10 protein-coding genes and 1 pseudogene are annotated in these 11,587 nt (G+C 41.4%); 8 read left to right on the top strand and 3 right to left on the bottom strand.

What is annotated here, in order from left to right:
* Window positions 1-203 precede the first annotated feature (203 nt).
* From B4F08_RS14635 to B4F08_RS14615, 5 genes are all read left to right on the top strand, one after another.
* A complete protein-coding gene (locus B4F08_RS14635; RefSeq protein ID WP_086209817.1) occupies window positions 204-1,103 on the top strand; it encodes an MlaA family lipoprotein in 900 nt (299 codons plus the stop codon).
* Window positions 1,104-1,201: 98 nt separating this feature from the next.
* Window positions 1,202-2,170 carry an RsbU family protein phosphatase GigA gene (gene gigA, locus B4F08_RS14630; RefSeq protein ID WP_086209818.1) on the top strand — a complete coding sequence of 323 codons (969 nt, stop codon included), beginning with the start codon at window positions 1,202-1,204 and terminating at the stop codon, window positions 2,168-2,170.
* A gap of 112 nt (window positions 2,171-2,282) precedes the next feature.
* A complete protein-coding gene (gene gigB, locus B4F08_RS14625) occupies window positions 2,283-2,804 on the top strand; it encodes an anti-anti-sigma factor GigB (protein WP_086209819.1) in 522 nt (173 codons plus the stop codon).
* A 23-nt stretch (window positions 2,805-2,827) separates the two neighbouring features.
* Entirely contained in the window at window positions 2,828-3,652 is an 825-nt protein-coding gene (locus B4F08_RS14620; protein WP_291375012.1) for a carbon-nitrogen hydrolase family protein, read from the top strand.
* Between the two features lie 347 nt (window positions 3,653-3,999).
* Window positions 4,000-4,425, top strand: a complete 426-nt coding sequence (locus B4F08_RS14615; protein ID WP_086209821.1) for an organic hydroperoxide resistance protein — start codon at window positions 4,000-4,002, stop codon at window positions 4,423-4,425.
* Between the two features lie 43 nt (window positions 4,426-4,468).
* Here B4F08_RS14615 and B4F08_RS14610 read toward each other — a convergent pair whose 3' ends face one another.
* Together B4F08_RS14610 and gspE are read right to left on the bottom strand one after the other, a co-directional pair.
* Entirely contained in the window at window positions 4,469-5,047 is a 579-nt protein-coding gene (locus B4F08_RS14610; protein WP_291375009.1) for a hypothetical protein, read from the bottom strand.
* Between the two features lie 123 nt (window positions 5,048-5,170).
* Window positions 5,171-6,658 (bottom strand): type II secretion system ATPase GspE, encoded by a 1,488-nt coding sequence (gene gspE, locus B4F08_RS14605; protein ID WP_291375007.1) that lies wholly within the window; start codon window positions 6,656-6,658, stop codon window positions 5,171-5,173.
* Window positions 6,659-6,772: 114 nt separating this feature from the next.
* Here gspE and B4F08_RS14600 point away from each other — a divergent pair, with 114 nt between their 5' ends.
* Together B4F08_RS14600 and B4F08_RS14595 are read left to right on the top strand one after the other, a co-directional pair.
* The gene (locus tag B4F08_RS14600) at window positions 6,773-7,585 is read left to right on the top strand and encodes a hypothetical protein (protein WP_086209824.1); all 813 of its coding nucleotides are present in this window, start codon (window positions 6,773-6,775) and stop codon (window positions 7,583-7,585) included.
* A 9-nt stretch (window positions 7,586-7,594) separates the two neighbouring features.
* A complete protein-coding gene (locus tag B4F08_RS14595) occupies window positions 7,595-8,518 on the top strand; it encodes a mechanosensitive ion channel family protein (protein WP_086209825.1) in 924 nt (307 codons plus the stop codon).
* A 49-nt stretch (window positions 8,519-8,567) separates the two neighbouring features.
* On the opposite strand, the gene B4F08_RS14590 is transcribed toward B4F08_RS14595, so the two are convergent.
* Window positions 8,568-11,273: a DUF2339 domain-containing protein gene (locus B4F08_RS14590; protein WP_291375006.1), complete on the bottom strand. Its 2,706-nt coding sequence runs from the start codon at window positions 11,271-11,273 to the stop codon at window positions 8,568-8,570.
* A 162-nt stretch (window positions 11,274-11,435) separates the two neighbouring features.
* Between B4F08_RS14590 and B4F08_RS14585 the strand changes: the two are divergent.
* Window positions 11,436-11,558, top strand: a pseudogene (locus tag B4F08_RS14585) (hypothetical protein); the annotation flags it as partial.
* Between the last annotated feature and the right edge of the window lie 29 nt (window positions 11,559-11,587).

Genomic DNA, 11,587 nt, shown 5'->3' with positions numbered 1-11,587 from the left:
GCATTTCTATCCCCTTGCAACCCCCTTCTCTCAATTATTTATAAAAAAACTCCCACTTGTTTATTTATTCGACAAAAATACATCTTTTTACTAACATTTCTTAAAATTTGATTTAACAATGAGCAATTAAGAGCTGTTAATATAGTTAAAAGATTATATTTTTAATTCAATCTGCTGATTATAAAGTTCCGGAACTCTTTTATATGCAACACATTCGCCATTTATGTGCAGGTCTTCTGTTTATAGGCTTCACGACTTTTGCATTTGCTGAAGATGTAACTACAGCTTCAAGCGAAATAGATACCAGTGCTGATCCACAAGCAGCTTCATCTTCTTCGCTTAAAGAATTGAAGAACATTAAAGCGAAAGATTTAAAAGTAGATGCCAATGCAGCACAACCCGATAGTGTAAAAGATCCACTTCAACCCTTAAATCGGCAAATTTTTGCTGTTAATGATGCATTAGACCGTGCAATCGTTCGCCCTATTGCTGTTGAATATAAAGAAAAGATTCCCTCAACTGTTCGTGATTCGTATAGTGGCTTTCGTAAAAATCTTGGTGAGCCTTGGAATGCAGTCAACCAATTAATTCAGGGAAGACCTGGTCGTGCGGCAAAAACATTAGGTCGATTCACTATTAATACAGTGACTACTTTAGGCTTTGCAGATCCTGCTTCGCGCTTAGGTTTAGAAACGGAAGATGAAAACTTTGGTACAACACTTGGCTATTGGGGCGTGCCTTCTGGCCCATACCTCGTACTCCCAGTTTTTGGACCTAGTACTTTCCGTGATGGTTTTGGTTTGGTCGTTGATGGTTATGCACGTCCGCAACGGTACATTCTAGAAGATGAAGAAGGCCTATATTGGTCCGAACAAGTTTTACGTGGTATTGATGTTCGCTCACAACTCATTGATATTGAAGGTGCGATTCAAGGCGACAAATACTCTTCAATTCGTGATATTTATTTACAACGTAAAAACTTCATTATTGCTGAGAAAAAGGGTGTAGAAGCTGAAGGTATGTTTATTGATGATGTTGGTGACGATGACTCTACCGACTCCCCTTCTTCTAATCAATCACATCAAATGTTAGATACGGAATAACAATGGGTTACAGCTAGAGCTGAATTTTCTTTCTCTAGCTGTAATTTGCTTGTTATAGTAAAGCTATAGCTTAATGCTAAGGATAAGCCAATTTTTTTATGTATTTCATTCAACCCTCTCGCCATATTCCATATTTAGAACAGGTGCTAGACACACTGCCCAGTGTGCAAATGATTCGCATAGAAGATATTGATCTTTATGACCCAACGATTATTGCGATTGCTGATATCCAAGATTATTTAGAGCACAAATGGGTACTCCCAACGATCGTGCTTGCCTTTGAAAATGAAGGAAGTGCTTTAGCTCAAGCTTGGGAGCTCGGTGCATTAGCTGGTTGGATGTGGAATAAACTACCCAGTAACCCACAGCAATCCTTACTTAAGATTGATGCACAATATAAACGTAACCAAGATAGTCGAGATCTACCTTCTGCAGCCGAATTGCAAAAACGACTTTTGCCTAATCCCATAGAATTACAAAACTATACCGTTGAAACCTTTTTTCAGCCTTCTGCTTATTTGTCTGGCGATTGGTTTGATTACTGGAAAATTAGTGACAAAGAACTGATGTTCTATTTGGCTGATGTTTCTGGACATGGTGTCACCAGTAGTTTATTAACCTCTTGGATGGCGGCTTTTCATGGTCGTGCCAAAACACCACGTGGGCTCATTAAGAAACTTAATGGCATGTTGGTGCAAGAAAATATTGAAAAGCACATTACCATGATTGCAGGAATTTTAAACCTCGAAACCCACCAACTACGATGGTCGAGTGCAGGACATTATCCCCCTGCCATTGTGTTTGAACCAAACCAAGCACCTAAAATATTAAACACCAGCAGTTTTCCTCTTGGCCTTACCGAAGAGCTAGAGGTTGAAGAGCATGAATGTGTGCTCAACCGTCATGCCCGCTTCATTATTTGTTCCGATGGAGCTCTTGAACCGTTCAGTGGTGGACTAAATGATCAATTCACACAATTGGTCTATCATTTGCAAAATCAATCCTTTGAAGCACCAGAGCATGTTGCAGATGATATTGCTATCTTAAGTTTACGTCGAATGAATTAATCAAATTATCAATAACTTATTACAATATCCTAGTTTCTAAGACTGTTAGATACTTGAGTAAGTATTTGCCCTATGGGATAATTTCCTATCCTTCTCTGCAAATGGCATTTATATGTCAACAGGTCATGTTGAATATGCAAGCTTGAATGGAACGCATATTTTTAAGCTTATTGGCGAAGTGCGTGCCCAATCTTGTATCAGTCTAGACAAACTTTTAAACCGTATTGAACAACAGTCAAATGTTGTTGGTGCAATCGTAGATTTAACTCAAACTACATTCATTGACAGCACTGTGTTAGGCATTTTGGCGAAGTTAGGCTTAAAGCTTAAACAGATCCATAATATCCAAGCTGTCATGTTGTCCACCAACTCAGATATCACGACCTTGGCCAATAGTATGGGGCTAGGGCAAGTTTTTGTGATTTTAAATTACTGCGGTGATCCAAACGTTTGCACCCTTGAACTTACAGAAGAACATATCACGCATCGTAATATGTTAACTACTGTGTTGGATGCACATAAAACGTTAATGGAACTCAACCAAAGTAATCAAAACATGTTTGAACCTTTAGTTAAACAATTGCAAAAAGAACAAGACAGCCTCGACCAAGTGTCGCAGCAACAAAACGCATAACAACAAATTCTACAGGCCCATTTATGACTTTACTTTCTGCTGTACAGATGAATTCTCAAAATGACATTGAAGCAAATTTCATTGTCATTGAGTCTCTGATTCAACAAAGTAAAGCAAATGGCGCTGAACTCATTGTGTTTCCAGAAAACTTCGTGTGTTTTGCAGCAGGCAAACAGCGTGAGACAGCGGCACAGTTCGAAGATATTCAAAAACGTTTAGAAAAATTGGCGCATCAATACCAAACGTGGATTGTTGCTGGAACGTTGCCATGCCCCTTTCGTCCAGATGGTTCAGTGATTAAAGATGGTCGTGTACGTACAGTGAGTCTTTGTATTAGTCCTGAGCGTACCGAAGCACGTTATGACAAAATTCATTTGTTTGATGTGCAAGTTGGCGATGCTGTAGGTGGTTACCAAGAATCTAAATTTTTTGAACCTGGTTCAGATGTCGTTGTAGCAAAAACACCTTTTGGTGATATCGGCTTAATGGTGTGCTATGACTTACGCTTTCCTGAACTGGCTTTAACTTTACGCGCGAAAGGTGCAAATATCTTGACAGCGCCTGCTGCATTTACTTACACCACAGGTCAAATGCATTGGCAATTATTATTACAAGCACGTGCGATGGATAGCCAATGCACTGTATTAGGCGCTGCGCAACAAGGTTGGCATGGTGAAAAAAGACAAACTTGGGGGCATACGGCAGCAACCAATAGCCGTGGTCAAGTTTTGGATTTGATTCATACTCAAGGTGCTCAGCTAATTACCGTCCCTTTTGACTTGGCTGAACAAGCTCATATCCGTGAAAGTATGCCATTGATGCAACACCGAAAATTAATGCAGTTTTAAATCAAGCCACAATCTTTAAAAACTACTGACTTCTTCGCACCAAATTATCTTGATGAACATCTACTGTTCTTCTACGGAAGAAATCTCCAATAATAAAAATACATAACTCTATTTACCTTTAAATAGTGAATAATGTCACTGATTACATCCCATTTGCGTTCACATGAATAAGCCACAGCTAGGAAAGCTTTGAGAACAAGCAATCGAACCTATATGATTGATTTTTAATAGACTAAAGTCTCAATTTAATCATAAAGATTTTCTGTGTAAATTTACAAAAACACTGCTTATTCTTTCTATGATTTAAGACAGGATAAGGACTCAAATACAATATTTAGGGAATCAAAATGTCTTTAGAAAAAGTCGTTTATACAGCACATGCAAAAGCAACAGGTGGTCGTGATGGTAGCGCAACGTCATCAGACGGCATTTTAAATGTTAAATTGGCAGTGCCTAAAGAAATGGGCGGTGCAGGTGGTGGCACCAACCCTGAACAGCTTTTTGCCGCAGGTTATTCTGCATGTTTTCTGGGTGCGATGAAGTTTGTCGCAAACCGTGACCATTTAAAAATTACACCTGACGTATATATCGAAGGTGATGTTGGGATTGGTCCGATTCCAACAGGCTTTGGTATTCAAGTGACTTTAAATATTCATTTAGAAGGTTTAGAGCAAGCCGAAGCGCAAAAATTGGTGGATGCAGCACATATCGTTTGCCCTTACTCAAATGCGACGCGTGGCAATATTGATGTGACATTGAATGTGATTGTTTAAGTCATCTCTTCTATCCCGAAGTCATGGCTTTGGGATAGAGATTTTATAACTTACAAGGGTTTGGAAATATCTTTTTAAATTTCTTTTGATCATCGATTTCATCTGCCAGCAAAATCAAATTTCCTTTTTGATCAAAATAGGAAGTGCCTTGAAACACAGTATATTGGGCAATATCAAAAATTGGGACATTTTGAAAAATAGGGTGCTGAGTGCTGATCAAGGTATGTCTTTTTTTCGAATTTAATTGGCGAGCTGTGATCTTATTGTGTTCAGAATCAGTTTCAATTAAACAATTATTCTTCTTATCAATAGCGATAAATTCTTGAGTCGCATCATCTTCTTGTCTATTTCTTGATAGAAAGCTATGGATTTGGCATAGACTACCACATGACATTTGAACATGATAATAATTTTGATTTAAACGCTCAATGTTTGGTGATTTCATACCACGAAAAACTTTTTCTTTCTTGTCATTAGTGTTTCTAATGACATCACAAGACCATTCCATTTCATCATGGCATTGTTTATAAACATTCAAAGTTTCATCTTTTGCAAAACTGAGTGGAGTAGGAAATACCATACCACTCAACACACCAAACAAGGCTAAGGATTTATTCATCATTATAAAGTTCTTTATTTTCATTCTAAAAGTAAAATGGACACTGTCATACAACCGCGTCACATAATTTCAGGATAATACAACTACACGCATACCCCGTATCCACTGCTTGGTATTTGACTTAGATTATTCAGCTGCTTCATTGGTCACACGTAATACTTCTTCCAACGTAGTCTTCCCTGCCAATACTTTACGCAAACCATCATCGCGAATAGAGCCTGAATGTTGTCGTGCATAAGCTTCTAGCTCAAATTCAGCTGCGTTACCATGAACTAAACGTCGCATTTGATCATCTACAGGAACAATTTCATAAATTGCGGTACGCCCTGTAAAACCTGTATGTGAGCAACGCTCACAGCCATTTGGTTGTGGCAATTGTAGTACTGCCTTGGGATTCAAATGCTGAAATAATTGTGTTTCAAACGCATCGGCTTCATGCCAAGTGGCACAATGGCTACATAATGTACGTACTAAGCGCTGTGCGATAACACCAATCAAAGAACTCGATAACAAAAATGGCTCAATGCCCATATCTTTTAAACGAGTGACCGCCCCAATGGCTGTATTGGTATGCAGTGTAGATAATACTAAATGCCCTGTGAGCGATGCTTGTACCGCAATTTCAGCCGTTTCTAAGTCACGGATTTCCCCCACCATGACCACATCAGGATCTTGACGCAGCATGGCTTTCAAGGCTCTCGCAAAAGTCATATCGACTTTGGTGTTGACTTGCGTCTGTCCAATCCCTTCCAGTTGATATTCAATCGGGTCTTCGGCGGTCAAAATATTTTTAGAGCCGTCATTGAGGTCTGAAAGTGCTGCATAAAGTGTCGTGGTTTTACCCGAACCTGTCGGCCCTGTGACCAAAATAATGCCGTGTGGTCGATGCACCAATTGAGTCAAACGCTCATAATCAGGCTTCAATAAGCCCAAATGGGTCATATTCAAACGACCCGCTTGTTTATCGAGTAAACGCATCACCACTCGTTCGCCATGTGATGATGGCAAAGTCGATACCCGCACATCGACTTCACGCCCAGCTAAACGCAGTGAAATACGTCCATCTTGTGGAATCCGTTTTTCCGCAATATCCAATTTAGCCATGACCTTAATACGTGATACCAACAGCGGTGCCAACTCACGGCGGGGTTGGACAATTTCACGTAATTGCCCATCGACACGTAAACGCACCGATAATTTCTTTTCAAAGGCTTCAATATGAATATCAGATGCGCCAACACGAATCGCTTCAGACAATAAGGCATTAATTAAACGAACAATTGGAGCATCATCTTCCTGATCCATCAGGTCTTCAGCTTCAGGCACTTGGTCGGCTAAGCTGAGTAAATCAGGATGATCTTCTAAACCTGCGGCCACTTGCTGTGATTCACCACTGTCGCCTGCAAAGCTACTACTCAAAAGCTGATGAAACTCTTCATCACTACACAATTGATGTTGTGCTGCCACACCTAAAAAGCGACGTGCCTCTTGCAAAGCCAACAAAGGGGTACTTTCACGGCGCACAATATAAGCTTGATCGCCTTCGTAGCGTAGTAGCACGCCATGTCGTTTAGCAAAACTATAGGGAATTTGTAATTGTTTAAGCACTTGCATCTTAAAATTATAATAATGATGAAAAATATTATTTTGAGTGTACTCTAAGCGTATGACAGCGTGAAGTCTGTTTTTCACTGATTTGCAATATAAGGAAATGTGCTGTTGCCTAATATGAATGAACTGTTTGAATCGGATAGCCCCAATTTAAAATGGTGGGGCGAATACAACTTTGAGCTGAATCAAGCCCGTGCATGGCAATTTGGCTCATTACTCTTTCGCCTCACTCGTGGTCTACAAGAGTGGCGTTTAGAGTTTCATCGTCCTCAAGTTCAGTATGACTATGAGCAAAAATGGCATGCGATAGAAGACCCACATTTCGCCTTTCCACACCCTGTCGAAATCAAACGCTACATGTTTAAAAACACCCACTCTACGATTCAACTGATGCCACGTTTAGCTGATCGTTCAGTGGTGATTAAGCCTGTCGATCCGATTTACATTCCTGCGGGGCAACGTGGGACACTTTATATCAGTACACCTTTGTCAATTTCAGGTTTTATTGAAGGTCAGCGCGACCCTTTATTTGATATTCCTGTGATTTTACCCAAAGAAACGTGGTTTGGCCCAAATCATCGTACTGGGGAAATTGCTTATGCGACAGCCGTCGATGGGAGAACTGAATTACATCAGTTAAAACCACGCGCTTTTCGTGCAGTGACGCCTATTGAGTTTCAAAACACCAGCCATTTACAACTACGTTTTGATCGAATGAACGTCCCCGTTCCTGCATTACCACTCTTCTATAGTGAAAGTACGGGACGACTTTGGACTTCACAAATTAAAGTCATGCATGAAGGAATTGATCGACCACCTCGTATCCGTATCGAAAACCGAACACCACCACATGCAGGTAAAGTCATTTATATGCATCCGCCACGCTCTTCGGCAAGTGCACTGTTTAATATGTTTGATTCATTCTTCTAGGGGGAACATATGCCAAATTCAAATATTCCCCAAGAGATTAGCAGTAGCCTAAAAGGCATTTTCACCAACATCAACACAGAGCGATTAACCGAAATCCTAATTGCCTTAGTATTGTGTTTTGTTGGTTTTGTCTTGGCACGTTTAGTTTCCAATACTTTTATCCGAACCATTGGGACTAAGTTTAACGCCCATCAACGACTGGTTTGGCGGCGGGGTATCTTTTACTTCATTTTCTTGATCTTTGTGATGGCAAGTCTCAAAGAAGCAGGTTTTAAACTGAGCGTCTTTTTAGGCGCCGCGGGTATCTTAACAGTAGCTTTGGGTTTTGCTTCGCAAACCTCTGCATCCAACTTAATCAGTGGTTTATTTCTTATTGGTGAAGGTTCTTTTGAAATTGGCGATACCATTCAAATTACCCTCATTCGCGGACATACCATTGAGGGTGAAGTCATCTCAATTGACTTACTCTCAGTTAAACTATTGACTCAAGACAATATTTACGTTCGACTCCCCAATGAACAACTGATTCGGGCACCTGTCCACAACCTCTCTAAGTTTCCAATACGGCGTATTCCAATCACCTTAGCGATTAACTTTCATGAAGACATCATTAAAGTCCGTGAAGTACTGATTGATGTGGCCAACAAATACCCTTTGGTGCTTGCAGATCCCAAACCTGCTGTGACAGTCACCGCCTTTCGCGAATCGTCAATTGAGTTACTGTTTGCTGTGTGGTGCCAGCAAGATCACTATCTACAAGTCCGTGATGAAATGCAGGAACGGGTTCGTAATGGGTTCTTAGAGAACCAAATCGAGATTCCTGTACCCAAAATGGGTTTTGTTGATCACCCACTTTCACGTCCATTGTCTCATGAAGATATTGATCAATATACCAATGCCCAAGCTCTAAAACGTGAGCCAAATATCAAATAAATCAATGCAGCTCCTTATGATTCATACCGACATAAGGAGCTGAACTTGTTTAATTAGTCTTTTCTTCAAGTTCAGGCATCGGCGCAATATACGCGATTACCAACATCACTAGGCCAGCGCCCAAAAACGAAATCACACGGGTCAATGTGCCAATATGAGACAAGTCAAATAAGACCAGCTTGAGCGTCACCAAAACCAAAATACAGCCACCAAAAATCCATAGTGAGCGCAAATTACGCTTGGTTGCCGTCAACATACAAATGAATGCCAAACTGACCCAAAGCAAAGTAAAGCTCAATTGCACCAACGCATTTTCCCACATTTGCCAGTCATTATAAGGTGTTAGGAAGTAGACATGCAGCGCACGTAGCACCACATAACTACTCAGCCAAAGTAGACTCGACATCATCAAAATGGCACCTAGACTTTTTTCCAAACCTGCTTTCATCTGTAAATTCAGCATCCAAATAAACCCGATCAGCATCGCAATACTGATCAAGTCGAATGGGTTGAATATCGGCAACCAATATAGTTGAAAAGCTTGCTGGCTAAAGATCTGAGAACAGACGATCCAAAACAGCATAAGCACTAAGGTATTACGCGCCTGCCAAAACTTTCGCCACAAGTTTGGAGTGGGCTGCGCATAACACCATACGGCAAAGGCGAGCGGTAAAATAACGATGCTCAGATATGGCATACTTGGAATGAAGGTTAAACTGGTCAGCGCCAAACTCAATAAAGCACCCAAACTCACCCATTCCAGCTCATCCTCCACACCCTGTAGCGGGCGTAACCACAGCAAGGTGAGTAATCCGCTCGTTAAAGCAAACAATAGACGGTCTAAGCCAGAATGCCACATAATGATGCCATCATGGCTCAGGTCAACCAAGAAAATAAAGGCAACCGCATACAACGGAATCAGGCCAACCCATTTGGGCAATAGCCATGACCAACTGGCTTTGCGGTAGAGTAGCCACTCATTCAACACGCTATATAAAAGTGTAATGATCAGTAGCGCTATTGTTACCTGACTTTTACTGTCGATTTCATCTAAAAGCAAAATAAACAACATGCTGGTTGCTGAAAGCAGTTGTAAGCAAAAAAAGGCAATCGTGGCAAAAGACAACTGTTGTCTAAAGCGCTCTACACTGTTGGCAATGGCAACCACAGCAAAATAACTCAGACACAACGCCCAATAAACTTCCGTTGGAAAACGATTGAGCTCCACCACATAGTAGAGGCTCGACAGTCCTGCTACCGCCAATAAGCCCATTGCCAAATATCGACTCAAGCTCGAGGTACGATACAAAGCGTAGATAAAGATCAGCGCACCCTCGACACTCCAACCCACCACGCCCCACTGATCAGGCAGTAAAATGGGAGGTATCAACGCCAAAAAGACCAAAGACAAACTGAGATAACTTTGTGCAATCAGCTCAACACTGTGAGCTCTTTTTATAAGTTGATAAAGCATGGCATAGAGCGCTGCGAAGCCTAGACTGAAGCCTGCCTGCCAAGTCGCTTCCTCAAAATACATCACATACAAAAAAGCAAAAGCAACAATGGGTGCCGCAAAAATTAGAGCCACATCCAAGATCGGGTTCAACTTGAACTGAGTTAAATCCTCACGTGCCAACAGTTGACTATAACGAAAACTCAGCCAAATAAAGACGGCACTATGTGCTAAAACCAACAAGGTAAGCATGTCTCGCTCAGGCGCTTTACCTTGATAAAAAGCATACGCTCCACCTACGACCACCGTCATTAAAAAAGCAATTTGGTTAAGGACTTTCCACGGTCTGAACGTGCTTAAAACAGCAACCGCAATATTGATGACCAAATAGTAGGCCACCAGCTCTATCGCAGTGGCATTCCGTACAGGTAAGGTAAAAGGTGCTAAATAAGCAATGACCATCGCCATTAACGCTAGTTCAATCGACTGCTGTCTTAAACTAAGCCAAAGTGTCACTACCATCACCACCACAAAGCACAGGCTTGCAATTGCTAAACTTGCAATCACGGCGTTGTAGTAAGCAAAAAATAAAGTCAAAAATAAACCTGACAGTCCAAGTGCTTCCAAAGCCAAAGCAAAACTGCGGTTTTTGTGTTGAAGCATAGAACCAAAGAGCACGACAGATACACTCACCACTGCAACAAGACCCAGCTTAACCGCGAGACTCAACTGCCAATGCTCGGTGGCAAAACGCAATAATAAAATAAGCCCAATCAACAGCACCACGATTGCAACTTTTAACACAGGATTACCCTGCCACAGCCAGTGTTTCACTTGTTCACTGAGACTTAAATCATCTGTGTTATTTAGAACGGTAGACTTCGTGGGTAAAGGGGGAGAATTTTCAAATTCTGGGAAACGGTCGGATATAACCCGATGTGGCTGTGCTTGCACAGATAACAATAGATATTCTAGGCGACGCAACCAGCGAAAGAAAAAGAACAACCAACCACTGATCCCCAACCCAATGAGTCCGCCCCATTGCCCCACCATCCCGATTAAAATGACGAAAGACGCAAGGTAAAGCGGCACTTTTGACGTTGGCTGAAAAGCAATGCCCCGTTGTTCCGCCAACGTCGTACTGGGCTTTTCAATACTATCAACATAGTGCATGACACTCATGACCCAAGCGATTCCACACAATGCACTTAACAGTGGCACAGCTAAAAACCATGCTGCAATTGCAACAATGGTCAGCCCCATTAACCACATCATGCGAATTTCACGCTGTCCAGTTTGCATCCGTTCTCAATCTCTTTTTCTCATCTTCAAATAATACATCAGCTTGGCGTCACTATTTAAGCGCTGAACGGTAACCATCTATGCCAATCGGTACATCAATACACTTTGTTCTGTGGCAAAATCACGTACAATGAACAGGTTATTTGGATAAGGAATCTTGCAATGCCACCATTTGTCTTGGTCGATGGCTCATACTTTTTATTTCGTGCTTTTCATGCTTTGCCACCGCTCACCACGTCAACTGGCTTACATACCAATGCAATTCGTGGGGCAATTTCTGCGATCTAGAAACTGATGCGTCGTACTCAACCAAC

This window comes from Acinetobacter sp. UBA6720 (assembly GCF_002454215.1).
Taxonomy (GTDB): domain Bacteria; phylum Pseudomonadota; class Gammaproteobacteria; order Pseudomonadales; family Moraxellaceae; genus Acinetobacter.
Note: the sequence above shows the minus strand (reverse complement) of the source record. Positions and strands in the feature narration are given on the sequence as shown.